17 protein-coding genes and 1 pseudogene are annotated in these 17,268 nt (G+C 35.8%); 14 read left to right on the top strand and 4 right to left on the bottom strand.

Going from position 1 to position 17,268, the window contains the following annotated elements; genetic code table 11:
- The first annotated feature begins 68 nt into the window (after positions 1-68).
- Positions 69-1,361: an aspartate--tRNA(Asn) ligase gene (gene aspS / locus ACIGHG_RS09165; protein ID WP_396548181.1), complete on the top strand. Its 1,293-nt coding sequence runs from the start codon at positions 69-71 to the stop codon at positions 1,359-1,361.
- A 57-nt stretch (positions 1,362-1,418) separates the two neighbouring features.
- Here aspS and ACIGHG_RS09160 read toward each other — a convergent pair whose 3' ends face one another.
- A complete protein-coding gene (locus ACIGHG_RS09160; protein ID WP_336472707.1) occupies positions 1,419-2,216 on the bottom strand; it encodes a lipid II flippase family protein in 798 nt (265 codons plus the stop codon).
- A gap of 183 nt (positions 2,217-2,399) precedes the next feature.
- Here ACIGHG_RS09160 and ACIGHG_RS09155 point away from each other — a divergent pair, with 183 nt between their 5' ends.
- The 5 genes and pseudogenes from ACIGHG_RS09155 to ACIGHG_RS09135 all read left to right on the top strand — a co-directional run bounded on the left by ACIGHG_RS09155 (position 2,400) and on the right by ACIGHG_RS09135 (position 6,512).
- The gene (locus tag ACIGHG_RS09155; protein WP_336472706.1) at positions 2,400-3,041 is read left to right on the top strand and encodes a class I SAM-dependent methyltransferase; all 642 of its coding nucleotides are present in this window, start codon (positions 2,400-2,402) and stop codon (positions 3,039-3,041) included.
- A 14-nt stretch (positions 3,042-3,055) separates the two neighbouring features.
- Positions 3,056-3,712 (top strand): HAD family hydrolase, encoded by a 657-nt coding sequence (locus ACIGHG_RS09150; RefSeq protein ID WP_336472705.1) that lies wholly within the window; start codon positions 3,056-3,058, stop codon positions 3,710-3,712.
- A gap of 167 nt (positions 3,713-3,879) precedes the next feature.
- Entirely contained in the window at positions 3,880-5,319 is a 1,440-nt protein-coding gene (locus ACIGHG_RS09145; RefSeq protein ID WP_396548179.1) for a GntP family permease, read from the top strand.
- Positions 5,320-5,649: 330 nt separating this feature from the next.
- Positions 5,650-6,075 (top strand): annotated as a pseudogene (locus tag ACIGHG_RS09140) (SAM-dependent methyltransferase).
- Positions 6,072-6,512 (top strand): GNAT family N-acetyltransferase, encoded by a 441-nt coding sequence (locus ACIGHG_RS09135; RefSeq protein WP_396548177.1) that lies wholly within the window; start codon positions 6,072-6,074, stop codon positions 6,510-6,512. The pseudogene ACIGHG_RS09140 and the gene ACIGHG_RS09135 overlap by 4 nt, the downstream one beginning before the upstream one ends.
- Before the next feature lie 469 nt (positions 6,513-6,981).
- Here ACIGHG_RS09135 and ACIGHG_RS09130 read toward each other — a convergent pair whose 3' ends face one another.
- Positions 6,982-7,521: an HAD-IIIA family hydrolase gene (locus ACIGHG_RS09130; RefSeq protein WP_090911681.1), complete on the bottom strand. Its 540-nt coding sequence runs from the start codon at positions 7,519-7,521 to the stop codon at positions 6,982-6,984.
- A 215-nt stretch (positions 7,522-7,736) separates the two neighbouring features.
- On the opposite strand from ACIGHG_RS09130, the gene ACIGHG_RS09125 reads away from it, so the two are divergent.
- The 5 genes from ACIGHG_RS09125 (at position 7,737) to ACIGHG_RS09105 (ending at position 11,663) form a co-directional block, all read left to right on the top strand.
- Positions 7,737-8,462, top strand: a complete 726-nt coding sequence (locus ACIGHG_RS09125) for an ABC transporter ATP-binding protein (protein WP_336472702.1) — start codon at positions 7,737-7,739, stop codon at positions 8,460-8,462.
- The gene (locus tag ACIGHG_RS09120; protein WP_336472701.1) at positions 8,440-9,657 is read left to right on the top strand and encodes an ABC transporter permease; all 1,218 of its coding nucleotides are present in this window, start codon (positions 8,440-8,442) and stop codon (positions 9,655-9,657) included. Before ACIGHG_RS09125 ends, ACIGHG_RS09120 begins: the two co-directional genes overlap by 23 nt.
- A gap of 260 nt (positions 9,658-9,917) precedes the next feature.
- Positions 9,918-10,493, top strand: coding sequence for a YpjP family protein (locus tag ACIGHG_RS09115; RefSeq protein WP_336472700.1), 576 nt, complete (start codon positions 9,918-9,920; stop codon positions 10,491-10,493).
- Between the two features lie 119 nt (positions 10,494-10,612).
- A complete protein-coding gene (locus ACIGHG_RS09110) occupies positions 10,613-11,242 on the top strand; it encodes an HAD-IB family phosphatase (protein WP_090911673.1) in 630 nt (209 codons plus the stop codon).
- A 28-nt stretch (positions 11,243-11,270) separates the two neighbouring features.
- Positions 11,271-11,663: a VOC family protein gene (locus ACIGHG_RS09105; protein WP_336472699.1), complete on the top strand. Its 393-nt coding sequence runs from the start codon at positions 11,271-11,273 to the stop codon at positions 11,661-11,663.
- Between the two features lie 220 nt (positions 11,664-11,883).
- On the opposite strand, the gene ACIGHG_RS09100 is transcribed toward ACIGHG_RS09105, so the two are convergent.
- Positions 11,884-12,366: a hypothetical protein gene (locus tag ACIGHG_RS09100; protein WP_396548171.1), complete on the bottom strand. Its 483-nt coding sequence runs from the start codon at positions 12,364-12,366 to the stop codon at positions 11,884-11,886.
- A 126-nt stretch (positions 12,367-12,492) separates the two neighbouring features.
- Between ACIGHG_RS09100 and ACIGHG_RS09095 the strand changes: the two genes are divergently transcribed.
- The gene (locus tag ACIGHG_RS09095) at positions 12,493-13,191 is read left to right on the top strand and encodes a serine hydrolase domain-containing protein (protein ID WP_396548169.1); all 699 of its coding nucleotides are present in this window, start codon (positions 12,493-12,495) and stop codon (positions 13,189-13,191) included.
- A gap of 306 nt (positions 13,192-13,497) precedes the next feature.
- Here ACIGHG_RS09095 and ACIGHG_RS09090 read toward each other — a convergent pair whose 3' ends face one another.
- The gene (locus ACIGHG_RS09090; protein WP_396548167.1) at positions 13,498-14,955 is read right to left on the bottom strand and encodes a serine hydrolase; all 1,458 of its coding nucleotides are present in this window, start codon (positions 14,953-14,955) and stop codon (positions 13,498-13,500) included.
- Between the two features lie 268 nt (positions 14,956-15,223).
- Between ACIGHG_RS09090 and ACIGHG_RS09085 the strand changes: the two genes are divergently transcribed.
- Together ACIGHG_RS09085 and ACIGHG_RS09080 are read left to right on the top strand one after the other, a co-directional pair.
- On the top strand, positions 15,224-16,180 hold the full coding sequence (locus tag ACIGHG_RS09085; protein WP_336472694.1) for a thymidylate synthase: 957 nt from the start codon (positions 15,224-15,226) through the stop codon (positions 16,178-16,180).
- A 20-nt stretch (positions 16,181-16,200) separates the two neighbouring features.
- Complete coding sequence (locus tag ACIGHG_RS09080) at positions 16,201-16,689, top strand: dihydrofolate reductase (RefSeq protein ID WP_336472693.1); 489 nt, start codon at positions 16,201-16,203, stop codon at positions 16,687-16,689.
- The last annotated feature ends 579 nt before the right edge of the window (positions 16,690-17,268 follow it).

The following is a 17,268-nucleotide window of genomic DNA, read 5'->3' as shown; positions in this document are numbered from 1 at the left end:
CGTGGATGATGATGACAACGATAATAATAAATTTATAATCATACAATTAATTGTAGGAGGCGGAATGTATGCGTCAACAAACGAAGCGGTCGCTTATTAGCGAATGTACACCGCATGAAACAGTTGTGTTACAAGGATGGGTAAAGAAAATTCGTCATCTAGGGAATATTAGCTTTTTATTACTTCGTGATCGAACAGGAGTCATACAATGTGTACTTGAAAAAGAATGGGCTGGATATAAAGTAGAAGTAGAAAGTGTTGTGCAAGTTACAGGAAAAGTAATTGGGACAGAGAAAACGAGACTTGGAGTAGAGTTATTAGTTGAAGATGTAAAGCTCATAAATGGTGCGGAGCCAATTCCATTTGAAGTGAATAAAAAGAAGCTGCAGGTCGGTTTAGATCAAATGTTACATTCGCGAACGTTATCACTTCGACATGAACAAGTGCAAGCGATTTTTACAATTAAATCAATGTTTGCACATGCCTTTAGTGAATATTTACTACAACATGATTTTACAAGAATTTTCACACCGAAAATTGTTTCACAAGGAGCGGAAGGCGGAGCAAACGTATTTCAGTTTCAATATTTTGAAAAAGAAGCATATTTAGCACAATCACCGCAGTTTTATAAGCAAATGATGGTTACGGGCGGATTAGAACGTGTTTTTGAAGTGGCACCAGTGTACCGCGCTGAACATCACAATTCATCTCGTCATTTAAACGAATACATTTCCTTAGACGTCGAATTTGCATTTATTGAAGACTTTTATGAAGTAATGAAGCTTGAAACAGATGTACTTCGGTATATGTTTGAAAAAGTACAGCAATACTGTACAAGGGAGTTACAGTTGCTGCAAATTGAAATTCCGGTCATTACAGACATTCCAAAATTAACGGTGACAGAAGCGCAAACCATTTTACAAAAAGAGTATCGAAAAGAATCTCCGATAGGCGATTTAGATTCAGAAGGAGAAAAATTGCTTGGGAAGTATGTAAAAGAAACATACAATAGCGATTTTGTCTTTATCACTCATTATCCGAAAGAAACACGTCCGATGTATACAATGCCAAGTCAAGAGAATCCTTCTGTCACAGACTCTTTTGATTTATTGTATAAGGGATTAGAAATTACATCAGGTGCGCAGCGTATTCATAACTACGATATGTTAGTTCGTTCTTTTGAAGAAAAGGGATTAAATGTAGAGAACTTTCAATCGTATATCGATACATTCCGATATGGATGTCCGCCGCACGGTGGGTTTGCGATTGGATTAGAACGGCTTGTATATAAATTTTTAAACTTATCGAACGTTCGTGAAGCAAGTGCATTTCCGAGAGACTGTACAAGGTTAGTACCGTAATATAAAGAGAAATAATCCCCGGTACACTAACCGGGGATTTGTTGTGAGTATCTTTTTTCAATTCGTAATCGAAATAATCCACAATATCCAATGAGCTCCTGGTACAAAAAGAAGCTGAGCTAGTAATGTTCCTAAAAATCTAGAAATCATTAACCATCCATACATTTTTCCCATTGTTTCTGTACCGTTTTCTTTTTGAAGGGCTCGTTCGGTTAGTAAGGCAATTTGCGGGTCTAGCAATACTGTAAGTAGAATGGTAGCAAATCCATTAATAAGACCAGATGCAGTCGTTGCAGTCGTAGCATAAGTTGGGTTTAATACAGAAGCATACAAGGCAGAAAGTACGCCAGCGGTATAAATTGCTGTTACAACCATATTAATGAGCATAATCCGTTTTGGAATACCACCAACGCGCAAACGGTGAATCATTTCTAACTTTGGGAATCGAATATATTTTTTTGTATAGCGCAGTTTTTGCACATTAATTGTTTTCATCATCCGGATGAATGATCCTTCTATTTCAAATTGCTGAATGACATATCCAAATAACTTTGTAAGCGTTGGATACAAAAAGAGTGCAAGTAATGTTCCTGTGGAAGCTGCTAACAATATAAGGCGTATTGTAGTTTCCATATCGATATCACCATGTGCTCGAGCTCTATCTGCAATATTTCCAAGCATAACCGCTTGGAAAAGGTTCGATGTTCTGGAAACGAGTAATACAATTCCTATAATCGCTAGTGCTACCGCAAGCTTTTTTAATCGAACTCCAGCTAAGCGAATGCTATAGGAACTTGTTTCCACAGCATGGATAATCATTGTAAAAACCATAATAAAAATTAATTTTGTCGTCATATGTATTCACCATCTATTAAAAATTGGAAAATAAATTTAATCATACATGATGAGAAGGGTTTTGTACATCTTGAATTTTGTTTTGATGGTGACTTATAGCATCTTATTGACTGAATATTTACATTTGAATGATTCTTTTGTAAAATAGTGAAGGTTGTGGCTAGAATGGTAAGGGGGATAAGAATGAAAGCATATTACAGTAACCGAGCAAAAAGTTATGAAGAAGTATATTTTCGAGAAGACCCTATTAGGCAAGCAGAACTGATACAAATAAAAGATGTTTTGAAAGAAAAGTTTATAGGAAGGGATGTACTTGAGGTTGCTTGTGGCACAGGATACTGGACGCAATATGTTGCTGAAACGGCTAAGTACATTACTGCAATTGATTATTCGGAAGAAGTACTTGCGATAGCGAAAGAAAAGCAGCTTTTGCCATCTAAAGTTTCTTTTGTACAAGGAAATGCATATAAACTAAATCAATTAGCAAAAACATTTAATGGAGCATACGCAAATTTTTGGTTTTCTCATATTCCGAAAGAAAATATTTTTTCCTTTTTAGAACAGTTTCATGAGGTTTTAGAATCAGGTTCGATTGTATGCATGGTAGATAATATGTATAACGAAGGAATGGGTGGAACACTTATTTCTAAGCCGAATGATGAAAATACATATAAAATCCGTTCATTAGCTAGTGGGCAGCAATATGAAATTATAAAAAATTATTACTCGAAAGAAGAACTTACAACTATTTTTGAACCATTTGCAGTAGATTTAGAGATTCATATGAATACATGTTTTTGGATCGTAACATATAAAGTAAAGTGAGTGGAGGAGAATATATGTATACAACTTTTTTATTCGATTTAGATGGCACATTGACAGACCCAAAAGAAGGTATTGTAAATTCGGTCATATATGCGCTGCAAAAAATGGGAATAGATGAGCAGGATAATTACAAATTACTTTCTTTTATCGGTCCGCCGATTCAACATTCATTTGCAAATATATATGGAATGAATGAAAAACAAGTAACAGATGCAGTCACGTATTACCGTGAATATTTTAAAACGAAGGGAATGTTTGAGAATCATGTATATGAGCATATTCCTAGTGTTTTACAAGATTTAAAGGATGCAGGAAAGCGGTTATTTGTGGCAACGTCTAAGCCAACTGTATTTGCGAAACAAATTTTGGAACACTTTCAGATGGCACATTATTTTGAAGAGATTGTCGGCAGTAATTTAGATGGAACACGCATTGCAAAAACAGATATTATTCAGCATATTTTACATACATATCACGATTTAGAAAAAGAGCATGTAGTTATGGTGGGCGATCGAGAGCACGATATAATTGGAGCACGGCAAGTTGGTATCGATTCTATCGGAGTCATGTATGGATACGGTAGTAAAGAAGAATTAGCGGTGGCGGGAGCTACTCATATGATTAAAGATGTAGAAAATATAAAGAAGTTTTATTATGTGGTAGAACAGTAATTGACTGAAAAGATAAGGTTGTCACCTTGTCTTTTTTTGTATAGAGACGTTGTAAAAAATGACTAGATTTAGAGTTTGAAAGAGGGATTTTCGTTATAAAGTGGAATTGTAGTAAATAAACTGAAAATTCTATAAATATTTCCTTGGAAATTAAAAAGGAGGAACTCATGGAATTAGTCATTATTTTACTGGCACTTAGCATGTTAATGTTTGTAGCGTATCGCGGATTTTCTGTTATTTTGTTTGCGCCTATTTGTGCTCTGTTTGCTGTTTTGTTAACAGAGCCGACTTATGTATTACCTTTTTTCTCAAATATTTTTATGGAGAAAATGGTTGGCTTTATTAAATTATATTTCCCTGTATTTTTACTAGGAGCGATTTTTGGAAAAGTAGTTGAGATGTCAGGAATCGCAGAATCTATCGCAAAAACGATTATCCAAATTGTTGGTGCAAAACGAACGATACTGGCGATTGTATTAATGGGAGCTATTTTAACATATAGTGGTGTCAGTGTATTTGTTGTGGCATTTGCTATCTTTCCATTTGCAGCTAATTTGTTTCGTGAGGCAAATATACCGAAACGTCTCATTCCTGGTACAATTGCACTTGGAGTGCTTACTTTTACAATGGATGCACTTCCAGGAACACCGCAAATTCAAAATGTTATTCCGACAACATTTTTCAAGACAGATATTTATGCTGGCCCATTACTAGGAGTTACCGGAGCTATTTTTATTTTCATAATCGGTATGGTGTATTTAGAAAGTCGACGCCGCAGGGCAGAAGCGCAAGGCGAAGGGTATTATGGATTTGACGATGGACATGTAGAAATGGCGGCATCTGTCGAAGTAGAACAAGGTGTAAAACAGTCACTCCCAACGACTGAAATTACACCACTTCGTCAAGTACTTGCCTTCGTACCGCTTATTTTAGTTGGTGTCATGAACAAAGTTTTTACAATTACTATTCCAAAATGGTATCCAAATGGTTTTGATTTTGCAGCTATTGGTTTAAAGAGTTTTGGGAAAGTAGAATTGTCTGGAGTACTTGGAGTATGGTCAGTAGAATTAGCACTTATCATGGGGATTATTGCAACACTCCTTTTAAATTGGAAGCGTGTATTTGTAGACTTTCAAACAGGGTTAAATGTAAGTATTGGCGGAGCATTGTTAGCAGCAATGAATACCGGTGCAGAATATGGATTTGGTGGTGTAATCGCATCTCTTCCAGGATTCGGCGTAATCCGTGACGGTATTTCAACTACTTTTACAAATCCGCTTATTAACGGAGCAGTTACAACAAATGTGCTTGCGGGTATAACAGGATCGGCTTCTGGGGGGATGGGAATTGCATTAAGTGCGATGGCAGATAAATATATTGCAGCCGCAGAGCAGTTCCATATTCCATTAGAAGTGATGCATCGTATTATTGCAATGGCATCAGGCGGGATGGATACATTGCCGCATAACGGAGCGGTTATTACATTACTTGCAGTAACCGGGTTAACTCATAAACAATCGTATCGGGATATTTTTGCAATTACAATTATTAAAACGACAGCTGTGTTTGTTGTAATTGGTATGTATAGCTTAACAGGTCTTGTATAATTTTCAGAAAGAAGAGAGCACTACGTACTCTCTTCTGTTTAACTTATAATATTATTATGTAAACTAAAATATTATTCATGGAAAATATTCAGAAAATATATTATAATGTAAGTGGTTACAAAAAGGGGGCATACGATGTTCTCGTTACAACCAATCGCTTTTGTACATAATAAAGTGAAACTTCCGTCAGTGGGGGTTTTCTTCATCCCCCACTGACGGTTAGCCCGCCCAATCGGGCTTTTACGGGCAGTTATCCCCCACCTATCTTCTTTGCTTCTCTCTGAATCTTGAGGTGGGGGTCTTACTGCCCACAAATAGCGGGATAATTGAATCAATGTAGAAGATGATTTGTGGGGAGAAATTGAATCTGTTATTGAGTTGACAGATTTGTATACGAGAGTTTGCAAGGGGTTGAACAATTTTTACATATTGAAGTGATTTTTTATTTTAATAGAATGAGAGAAGAGAACATTCAGTACACAGCAAGACATCCCCAAAATAATGAAGAGTACCCGAAAATGGGTATTTTTGCACAGCGCGGGAAAAATCGTCCGAATCGATGGTGCTACGATTGTAAAAGTAGTATGAAGAGAAGGAAAGCGCTTAGTTGTGCAAGGGTTAGATGCGATTGATGGTACCCCTATTTTAGATGTGAAACCAGTTATGAAAGAGTTTTTGTCAAAAGAAGAAATTAAGCAGCCTGACTGGGCAACGGATTTAATGAAGAACTATTGGAAAGGAAGCGAAGAGAAGTGAAAATATATCAAGCAACTATGGAAGACTTACAAGGAGTAGCATCATTATTTAATGAGTACCGTATGTTTTATAGACAAGATTCTAATATGGAAGAAGCAGAACAATTTTTGCGTGAACGTATAGATCGAAAAGAATCCATTATTTTTGTGGCAGTAGATGATGAAAAATATGTTGGATTTATGCAGCTATATCCTTCTTTTTCTTCTGTTTCGATGAAAGAGTTGTGGATTTTAAATGATTTATTTGTGCGAAAGGAAGCAAGAGGAACTGGAGTAGGGAAAGAATTGTTAGCAAGGGCGAAGCAATTTGCAGTAGAGACAGGGGCAAAAGGGTTAAAGCTCCAAACGGAAGTAGATAATGCAACAGCGCAGCGTTTATATGTAGGGAACGGTTATATAAGAGATGATCGCTGTTTCTATTATGAATTAAATTTATAAAAATTCATATATAAATACAAGTTGAAGGGCCTAAAAAGCCCTTTTTTTTAGGAGAGCGAGAACATCTGGTCATGCATAGAAGCGGTTAGGGCTTTTTCCTGCCACGTGCAAGGATTAAAGTAAAGGGAGAAAGCAAGTGCGAGACTGCTGAAAAAGCACCTGCTTTGAGTAAGTAACAGAATTTTTATCAATATACAGAAATTAAAAAGAAGATATCCTCCTATATATAATAGGAGGATATCTTCTTTTTCTCTTTTAATAGACTTTTTCAGTGACCTCGGCCAGTGCGGGTCATTTTTTATTCTGTATAGTAGCGACTCATATGTTGAAAAATGAAAATGGATTTATATAACTAGATATATCACGATATAAAATGTAAAGGTGCAAGCCTCTCACAGAGAAATGGTTTAAGTATTTTTGCAGTTGAGGTATGCAGAACGAGTGGAATGAATAAAACAGCAATGCCGTTTTATTCAGAATGTGAAAAGAGCCATGAAACAGCATCCTCTAAATTTGTGGCAATATAATCAGCATTCATGTTCGCCCATTTATGACGATACGTATGCAGTGCATCGTATCCAGCACCTGTTTGCACTAAAATCGTTGTGGCACCAACCTTTATACCTGCAACAATATCGCTCCACCGATCGCCGATTACAACACATTTTGTTAAATCAAGATGATGTTTTTCCGCTGCTTGAAGAAGCATTCCTGTTTCAGGCTTACGACACCTGCAGCCATCACCATGCCGATGTGGACAAAGATAAATGTCGTCAAAACCAAATGCTTCTAATTCTTGAATAAAGTCTTCTGTTGTTGCTTTGCCATCAGCAATGCCCGGTTGGTTTGTAAAAGAAAATAGTTGTATGTTTTGTTCTTTTAGTTTAGTTAGAGCTATCTTAGTAAATGGGAATAACTGTAGTTCTCCAGGGTAATGAATCGTTGTATCGCCGCCGATTGTACCGTCACGGTCGATGAAAATCGCTTCGATGTTCCGTTTAATTGTCATAATAAATATCCTTTCTCGTCGTTTGCTAGAAATGTTTTAGAATGCAAAATAAAAGATTTTTGAACTTATAATATAAAATATTCTATTATTCGTGTTATTTTCCTGCATATGAATGATATCTTCACTACCTTTAGATTGAAAAGTATTTTAATTGAAAAATATGTTATTATTTTCATAGGAATTTATTGTAATTATATAGAGGAAGAGGGATTTAGTTGCTGCAAGTGAATATAAAATCAGCTGGATACGAAGCTGGAGAGGAAACGATACATAATATCGCCTTTTCAATTGAACAAGGTGAACTAGTTGCTTTAATTGGCGCAAATGGAGCAGGAAAGAGTACAACGATAAAAGCGATTCTTGGATTATTGGCGCATATGGAAGGGGAGGTCTCATTTGGAGAGAAAAAGAATCCGTATGCATATGTACCTGAACATCCGACGTATTATGATTATTTAACATTATGGGAACATATTGAACTTTTAATGGCCGCTAGGGATGTTGAATCAGGAAGCTGGGAAATACAGGCGGAAGAGTTGTTGCGTACATTTCGTATGGACAAGCATAAGCATGAATATCTATCGAAGTTTTCAAAAGGAATGAAACAAAAGTCAATGCTCATTTTAGCTTTTTTAACAGAACCAGATTTTTATATTATTGACGAGCCGTTTATTGGATTAGATCCGACGGCAACTCGTGATTTTCTCAATTTTTTATATAAAGAAAAGGAGCGCGGAGCAGGTATTTTACTTTGCACACATGTGTTAGATACAGCAGAAAGAATATGTGAGCGTTTCTTATTAATTTCAGAAGGAACGTTATTTGCAAATGGAGATTTACGTAGTATTCAAACGCTTGCTAACATGCCAGAAGGTACATTGTTAGATTGTTTTGATGTCATTGTAAGGCGGGAGCAACATGATCAGAACACTATTTTATAAAAGGTTGTTTCATGAGATAAAACGAAAATGGAAGGCAGTGCAATCTGTTGTTGATTGGACGATTGCATTATATGCAGTTGTTCCAGTACTTGTATTTAGCTGGATATACTACGCTTCACTTTGGAAAAATGGACCAAAAGATGAAGATGTATTATATTTGTCTATCGGACTTTTTGTTTTTTACATTTCAACGTACTCAAGAAGTGTGCGGTCATTTTTGGAACAAGCAGACAGTTTATTTTTAATTCAATTTCCAGATCGGATTAAACAAATGATGAAATATGGAATGATATATTCATTTTGTCGTATTTGCTTCACAAGTGCACTTGTAACAATATTATTCCTACCCATCCTTTTGAAAAGTCTGCATGGAACTGGTATACAAGCTTTTTTCTGCTTTGTATTTTTAACATACTTTCGTTTCACACTTTCTTTGCTGCAACGGTATATTGATGTTCGGTTTCATAAACAGTGGCAAGTGATCATTATTAAAAATATTCTCTTTTGTTTAGGTATTGTATATGTAGGACTGGCATGTAGATATATATTACAGCAGCCTTTTTACACGATTTTGTTTTTTGTTTTTCTCCTTATCATCAGTTTTTTCCTAGTAAAAGAAAAAATGAAGTACTATCGCTTCTTCTTTAAAGAAATCGAAAAAGAAAAAGGAGAAGAAATGAGATGGACAACGCAAATTATGGCACTTGGGGGTCAAGTACAAAAACCTACAAATGCAGCGAAGCCCTGGTTATTTCCACGTTCTAAACGTATATTACTAGGAAATAGTAATGACGCTAGAATCATTGAAGCTTTTCTAAAGGAATATTTTCGTTCGGGTGATGCAAGTGGCTTTTACATTCAGGTTATCTTTGCAAGCGCAATTGTCATTTGGCGTGCGCCGTGGTGGATTACTGTAATCGTTATTTCGTTTGCGTTATTTGCAATATATCGTTATTCAAGTGACAAATGGAAAGTTTTTTCTGGAAAACTATTTTTACAGTTATATTGTTCAGAAGGGAAGATACTGTGGCTTTCACAGAAAGCAAAGGCATATCTCTTTATACCAGCTTTATGTGTATATGGCATTGCAGCACTAGCTCAATTTTATATGATTCCTGCTGTAGTTTGTGCAGGGATTGTCATTGGATTAACAGTATGGATTTTATTTATTCCTAACAAAAAAAGAGCTGAATAGCTCTTTTTTTGTTAATCCGTAATCGACACATACATAAAATAAATGAGAACACAAATGCTTACGGCTGAAAAGAGAAGGTCAAGGTTCAAATGGAAAACCTCCTAGTAAAATTGAGGAATGATACTTATTATATGAAATCTTACTATTTCATATTCAAATGATGTTAACGTTATTAAAATTGTAAAGTGCAAAAATTGGCATCATTTTGTATAATAGAAGAAATAGTTATAAAAATATAAAAAGAAAGGGAGGGATACAACATGCCAAATTGGATGAAAAAGACACTCGTCGCGTTAATTACTGTATTTACATTTGGATTAGTAACACCTCCTTCTGCGCTGCTTGATACTGCAAAAGCGGACAAGCCTACAAAACAACAAAATCTAGAGCAACCGTCGTATACACTGGATGAAAAGTCAAGCGATATAAGTTCAGAAGCATTTCTTTCCTATGCGATGCAGGAAGCTGAGCGGCAATCAATAGAGAAATTCGGATCAAAAATCGGCCCAGTAATTGAAGATGAGTTTAGAGATGTTATATTGCCGAAAATAGAAGAAGCACTTGCAAACCTTGCGAATCATACACCGGAAGATTCGTTACAGTCTTTAGCAATTTCACAAAAACCAGCCGGTGGAAAAAATGAAAAGATTTTTCATGTTTATGATACAAAAACTGGTGATGACTTACTTCGTTTTCACGTCAGACGAGATCATCCTCCGCAAGATGGTTATTATTTTAATTTTCATTACCATCGTTATGATGATAACTTTACAGCACACCATGAGCTTGGTGATATTTATTGGAATACGAATACACCGCCGCAATGGCTGTCATAAAAAAGGAGAACAGGGAGATATACCTTGTTCTTTTTTTATGAATAAAAGGTTATATCGATTTGAAAGAGAATTCATAAGTATAAATAATATAAAAGAAATGATAACAAGGAGTATTGGTGATGAATAAATATGTTATGTTTGATTTTGATGGTACATTAGTGGATTCTAAAGATATTTTTATCCCTATTTTCAATGAAATAGCAGAGAAACACCGTTTTAAACAAGTAAAAGAAGAGGATGTTGAAGCATTGCGGAAGTTATCAATTCCAGAGAGATGTAAATTGCTTCACGTGCCTCTGTATAAAATTCCTATGATAGCATTAGAGTTCTATAAATTATATCAACCATCGATTCAAAATCTTACTTTGTTCGATGGAATAAGAGATGTTTTGCAGGCATTGAAAGAGAGCGGCTATGAAATTGTCATTGTATCCTCGAACGCTGAGGAGCATATTCGGGAATTTTTACGTCAAAATGAAATTGATTATATTCATGATGTTTTTTGTTCTAACAATATTTTCGGAAAAGACAAGGTAATAAAGAAATTTTTAAAAGCAAACAAACTAAAAAATTCAGATGTGATTTACGTAGGAGATGAGCTTCGAGACATTGTATCTTGCAAAAAAATTGGTGTAGAAGTGATTTGGGTAAGCTGGGGATATGATGTGATAGAAACGGTACAGGCTGAATCTCCGAATTACATAGCGAATGTACCAGAAGAAATTGTAAGTGTTGTACATTCAAAATAATGTGAAGCGGGAAAGGGAGCAAGGGAGTATGTCGGAAAAAACGTTTGAACCAGGTATTCACCATATTGAATTTTGGGTAGCAAACTTAGAGGAGTCTATTGAATTTTATCGTCAATTATTTTCGATTATTGGCTGGAAACAACTAAATGAAACAGCTTTTAGTACAGGGAAAACAGAAATTTATTTTAAAGAGATTGATGCAGAGCTTGTACGAACATTAGGGCCAAGACATATTTGTTATCAAGCAATGAATCGTTCTGTAGTTGATGAAGTAGCAAGTTTTTTACATAATGTTCAGGCTACAATCATTCGTGGTCCGATCGAAGTGAAAGAGTATTCGGAAGGATATTATACAGTAGATTTTTATGATCCAAACGGTTACATCTTAGAAGTTGTGTATGCGCCGAATATGGAGATGTAAATGGAGTATAAGTAGAATGACTTCTATTAGTTAAACAAACTATAACTAGAAGAGGATACTATGATCAAGATTATCGGAAATTCTCTTAACACTGAAATTAGCAAGAATGATTCACTTCTTATTAAGAAATACATCAAAAAGGATGTAATAGGAAAGTAGAGACTTTCATCCCAAAACAAGCAATGCCTAGAAGGAGCATTGCTTGTTTGTTTCATTCACCTTATGCAATTTTTGTAACAACAAGTGAAGGATTGTCATAACCGGAAACTCCTGAACCACCACCAGCAACTGAAGTAAAACGAAGAGATACTTGATCTCCTGCATTGAGATTTCGCTGTATGGTTTTAGATGGGGTCGATACAATAGTTAGAAAAGCATTATCTATTGGATTGATTATAAAAGGATTTATTATAAAAGCCGCAAAACTTGTCAAATCATCTACGCCATTAACATTTGCAATAACTGTCACAACTTCGGATTGGGCGCTAGCATTGACAGCTATAGCAATAACAATACTAAATTCGATACTATAAACTCCCGTACTTAAAACAGTAATAGTATTTGTTGCAAGATCTAGAATTGTTCCGGATGATGGTCCCGTCATCTTAAAATCAACTATACCATTAGGAGTGACAGGAATACTAGAATCATCTCCATAAAGGGAACCATATACTGGTTTAAATGGTGGTCCTGGTGGTACCATAAATTATCAAACTCCTTTATTTATATTTAGTATATTAAATGAAAAAGGAGTTTTTTTTGCTTGTATGCTTGTCCAACATAATTTATAAACACGAATACCTCATTCATATGAGGTTGACATAACATAATGTTATCAGAATTTTCCCTCATCCTTTGTGAGGCAAAGATTCTCGTCCTTCCTTATATAGGTTTTTTAACAGGAAGTAATACTGCATCAAATACAATGTTTATCAAATTACAAACACAGACTGCAGTTCAAGTTGGATTATCTCCAGTCTTATTAGCTTGTATTCAAATAGAAGATGTTTGTGGTAAACCTTTTGAGCTGTTAATGGACGAGCTTATATTTGAACCGTTACATATGAAAAACAGTACATTCAAACAAACAACATTAACAGAAAGAAGTGGACTATTTTCTTGTGGTCATAATAAAAAAGGCGAAGTCGTTTCTAGTAAATATCCGATTTATCCATATCCAGCAGCTTCCGGACTTTGGACAACGCCAACAGATTTGGCAATTTTGCTAATTGAAGTTATAAATGCGTTAAAAGGTAAAAGTAAAATTGGTCTTTCTGAAAGTAAGGCAAAAGAACTCATTACTTCACAAGGTTGTAAGGAATGGGCTGGTTTAGCTGTTTTTCTGGATGGCTCAGGACACGGAATTGAATTTTCGTCACTTGGTTGGGGAATAGGGTTTCAATGTATGCTCGTTGCTTATCCATATTTAGAAACAGGTGTAGTTATTATGACAAATACAGATTTAGGAGTTCATCAAATGAAGGGGATTATTGGTGAGATATTGCCTGAAGTAACTAGAATACAGTGACATTTAGGTTTTGATAGGAATAAGGGAGAGGGATTCAAGAGGAAAAACTTACGACTGTGGTTCGTAAAAGAGAGGGAATAATATATAAATCCATTTTCATTTTTCAACATAGAAGTCGCTGCGACACCAAGCAAAATATGACCTACTCTCGCTCACATAAAAAAAGAGGTTTTTTATGTCCGTTTTTCAATTTGCATTTATATATATGAGGTTTGTTCTTAACTCATGGATGCATGAGTTATAGAAGAAAATGATTGAATAAAAAACGCAGGGTTTCGAAGGCCCTGCGTTTTCTTAACTAAAATTTTATTTTTCTATTTTTGTAAACAGAAGCGGCTTTGTGCTTAACGTTGCTGGGAAGTGTACTTTCAGTTCATGCAGTTCACCTGCTGGATTCATTTCATAAGAAATTAATATGTCCATTTCTGCTTGGAAAACATTCCATTTCGTATTGAACATATCATAGTGGTGATGGTTCATTTCAATGTCAAATGACGCAAATTTAAAATATAATGATTCATTTCGTTTGTGTACCTCAATTGTACCGTATGCAGGGTGTTCGAATGTTCCGATATAATCCTTTAACGGATGGGAAAGAACAGTTTCCTTTACTTGTGGTAGCGGTTTGTTTATTTCTTCTATTATTTCTTTAAGCTTTGCTGTATCTTCTATTGCACGTTTATGCCAATCAATTGGTTCTAATCCAAGCAATTCATCATAAATTTGATGTGCGAGGTAAGAAGGTAATAATGTATGACCGGAATTTGTTAGTACGACAAGACCGGCATTTTTTTCTGGCATAAAAGAAACAAGAGCTGAGAATCCGTCGATACTCCCTCCATGATGGATTTCTTTATGGCCGCGATAGGCAGTAATAAACCAGCCAAGACCGTAGCTGTTTAATGGTGTTTCCGGTATAGTAAACATTGGATCATTTGGAATTGGAATGTGCGGTGTATACATTTGTTCAAGCAAATCTTGTGCAAGTAATTCATGTTCGCCAACTTTTCCTTTATTTAAATGAAGTAACACCCATTTTGCCATATCTTCTATATTAGAGTTTATACATCCAGCAGCACCGATTGTATCAATGTTGCAAAAAGGTACTTCTGTTATGTTTCCATCTTTCTCAATGTAAGGAAGTGCATGATCATCTGATTTTTGCGAAGTGGTAACTGAGAAGTTTGTACGTTCCATTTGAAGTGGGGTTAAAAGATGTTCTGTAACATATTGTTCCCATGTTTCATTTGTAATGTTTTCTGCAATAGAGCTAATTGTGGCATACATTAAGTTGTTATATAAAAACGCAGAACGGAACGGCGCATCTAGTTCTAAGTGGCGAATGTTTTCAACAATGTTTTTTCTACTTAAGGAGGCTGCATACCATAGTAAATCGTGGCGACTGACACCGGTGCGGTGAGATGCTAGGTCGCGAGCGGTTGTTTGTACGCTTGCTAGCGGATCGTGAAGTGAAAAAGTTGGAATATACGTTTGTACAGGTGTATCCCAATTAAATTTTTGCTGCTGCGCGAGTAAACTTAAAGAAAAAGTACCAAAAGCTTTTGTTGATGAACCGATTGCAAATAGTGTTTTTGGTGTAACGGGTTTTTTATTTTTTGTATCACGGTACCCATAACCTTCTGAGAACACTACTTCACCATTTTTTACGATGGCCACTGCAGCTCCTGGGACGTTCAATTCTTTCATCATGTTTTGGATTGTCGTATGTAATTTACTTGTAAGAGGCATTTCAGTTTTTTGCATAGTAAAACCTCCACTCATATATTATTTACTACCGCACTATAGTTTCTTGAAACGGATGGGAAATCCCTTTTTCTTTTTAGAAGAAAAATTGACGAAAGTATGTCAGATTGTAAAGATGAAAAATTTTTTAATACTGAGTTTTTGCGTGTGTATTCTATATTAAAGAGTTTTTATAAAAAAGTCCGTGTGAAATTCGAAGGCATATATGATAAACTCCATATAGGAAAAAATAATGTTACATAAAGCAATTGTGAAAGAAGGTTACTTGATGAAACACGCAGAGTATGAATATTTAAATATGTGCCGTCATGTTATGGAAAACGGTACGAGAAAAGAAGACCGCACTGGTACAGGAACAGTATCTGTATTTGGGTATCAAATGCGCTTTGATTTAAGTCAAGGTTTTCCGTTACTTACGACAAAACGTGTGCCGTTTCGTTTAGTAGCGAGCGAACTTCTTTGGTTTATGAAAGGTGATACGAACATTCGGTACTTGCTGCAGCATAATAATAATATTTGGAACGAATGGGCGTTTAAGAACTGGGTAGAGAGCGATGCATACACTGGTCCGGATATGACAGATTTTGGACTTCGTTCCCAGCAAGATGAAGAGTTTAATAAGCAGTACGAAGAGCAAATGGAATTGTTTAAAACAAAAGTGCTTGAAGATGACGAATTTGCAGGGCGTTACGGTAATTTAGGAGATGTGTATGGGAAGCAGTGGCGTGCATGGAAAACGACTGCTGGGGAAACGCTTGATCAATTACAAGATGTAATTGATATGATTAAGAAAAATCCGGATTCTCGCCGCCTTATTGTGTCTGCATGGAATCCAGAAGATATACCAAGTATGGCGTTGCCACCTTGTCATACGTTATACCAGTTTTATGTGGCAGATGGAAAATTATCTTGTCAGTTATATCAACGCAGCGGTGATATTTTCCTTGGTATTCCATTTAATATAGCGAGTTATTCTTTATTAACACATTTAATTGCCCATGAGTGTGGCTTAGAAGTAGGAGAATTCGTTCATACAATTGGTGATGCTCATATTTACACAAATCATTTTGAACAAGTGGAAAAACAATTAGCACGTGAACCGCGTCCATTCCCGACGTTAAAGCTAAACCCAGATGTGAAGTCTATCTTTGATTTTGAAATGAATGATCTTATGTTAGAAGGATACGATCCACATCCAGCAATTAAAGCACCAGTAGCTGTGTAAACAAAGATAGGGGGATATATATGATTTCATTACTTGTAGCGATGGATAAAAATCGACTAATCGGTAAAGACAACCAATTGCCATGGCATCTACCGGCAGATTTGGCATACTTTAAAAAAGTGACGATGGGTCACCCGATTATTATGGGGAGAAAAACGTTTGAATCCATTGGCAGACCTTTACCTGGCAGAACGAATATCATTTTAACTCGTAATCAAAATTATGAAATGGAAGGCTGTGAAGTCATTCATTCTATTGATGATGTGAAGAAAATGGACGAGCAAATGAATGAAGAACTTTTTGTAATTGGCGGTGCAGAAATTTTTAAAGAAGTGCTTCCTTTTGCCGATCGCTTGTATATTACACAAATTGAAGAGGTATTTGAAGGTGATACATTTTTCCCCGAAATAAACTACAATGAGTGGGAAGAAATATCTGCAACACAAGGCGTGACAGATGAGAAAAATCCATATACATATGCTTATCATGTGTATGATAGAAGGAAATAAGGAGAGAAGATTGGTGTGTTACATACCAATCTTCTTTTGCTGTTGCCGGTGATGGAATTTGTTTAACTGGATCAAAGAATTGATTGATTGTTTGAGAAACAAAGGAAAGAGGTCTTTTATATCGATCTTTTAATTTGTATTTATACATATATCAAAATTAAAAACCTAACATAACCCCCTTTTCTTTTTAGATGGTCGAGAGCGTCTGGCCATGCGTAGAAGCGGTCAGGGCCTTTTTCCTCCACGTGCGAAGTTCAAACAAAGAGAGAAAGAAAGTAGCAGGTTATGTTTTGTTCAGCAGGGCGGCGACTTGTGTGTTGGAAAGTTAAGTTGGATATATATATATATATTAAGGAATCGTAACTACTCGGTCACTCTATGAAAAACCGATAGAAAAGCATTTTTTTAAGTGGCCAGGGAGGGACTGGCTATGTATAGGAGCGGTCAGGGCCTTTTCCTGCCACGCGCAAGGTAGCAAGGCGTAGGTCCATTTTTATCTTCATGGCAGCAATTATAGGGAAGCGTATTTTCGTTGGAATTATACTCTTTACCAAGCTTCTAAATGAAATGTATGGCTGA

The organism is Bacillus sp. NPDC077411 (assembly GCF_044543425.1).
Taxonomy (GTDB): Bacteria; Bacillota; Bacilli; order Bacillales; family Bacillaceae_G; genus Bacillus_A; species Bacillus_A bruguierae.
The sequence above is the reverse complement of the archived record's forward strand: the minus strand, read 5'-3'. Positions and strand labels throughout refer to the sequence as shown.

Coding starts and splice junctions, on each gene's coding strand:
- aspS (WP_396548181.1), top strand. CDS start 69: ATGCGTCAACAAACGAAGCGGTCGCTTATTAGCGAATGTACACCGCAT.
- ACIGHG_RS09160 (WP_336472707.1), bottom strand. CDS start 2,216: ATGACGACAAAATTAATTTTTATTATGGTTTTTACAATGATTATCCAT.
- ACIGHG_RS09155 (WP_336472706.1), top strand. CDS start 2,400: ATGAAAGCATATTACAGTAACCGAGCAAAAAGTTATGAAGAAGTATAT.
- ACIGHG_RS09150 (WP_336472705.1), top strand. CDS start 3,056: ATGTATACAACTTTTTTATTCGATTTAGATGGCACATTGACAGACCCA.
- ACIGHG_RS09145 (WP_396548179.1), top strand. CDS start 3,880: ATGGAATTAGTCATTATTTTACTGGCACTTAGCATGTTAATGTTTGTA.
- ACIGHG_RS09130 (WP_090911681.1), bottom strand. CDS start 7,521: ATGACAATTAAACGGAACATCGAAGCGATTTTCATCGACCGTGACGGT.
- ACIGHG_RS09120 (WP_336472701.1), top strand. CDS start 8,440: ATGATCAGAACACTATTTTATAAAAGGTTGTTTCATGAGATAAAACGA.
- ACIGHG_RS09115 (WP_336472700.1), top strand. CDS start 9,918: ATGCCAAATTGGATGAAAAAGACACTCGTCGCGTTAATTACTGTATTT.
- ACIGHG_RS09110 (WP_090911673.1), top strand. CDS start 10,613: ATGAATAAATATGTTATGTTTGATTTTGATGGTACATTAGTGGATTCT.
- ACIGHG_RS09105 (WP_336472699.1), top strand. CDS start 11,271: ATGTCGGAAAAAACGTTTGAACCAGGTATTCACCATATTGAATTTTGG.
- ACIGHG_RS09100 (WP_396548171.1), bottom strand. CDS start 12,366: ATGGTACCACCAGGACCACCATTTAAACCAGTATATGGTTCCCTTTAT.
- ACIGHG_RS09095 (WP_396548169.1), top strand. CDS start 12,493: ATGTTATCAGAATTTTCCCTCATCCTTTGTGAGGCAAAGATTCTCGTC.
- ACIGHG_RS09090 (WP_396548167.1), bottom strand. CDS start 14,955: ATGCAAAAAACTGAAATGCCTCTTACAAGTAAATTACATACGACAATC.
- ACIGHG_RS09085 (WP_336472694.1), top strand. CDS start 15,224: ATGAAACACGCAGAGTATGAATATTTAAATATGTGCCGTCATGTTATG.
- ACIGHG_RS09080 (WP_336472693.1), top strand. CDS start 16,201: ATGATTTCATTACTTGTAGCGATGGATAAAAATCGACTAATCGGTAAA.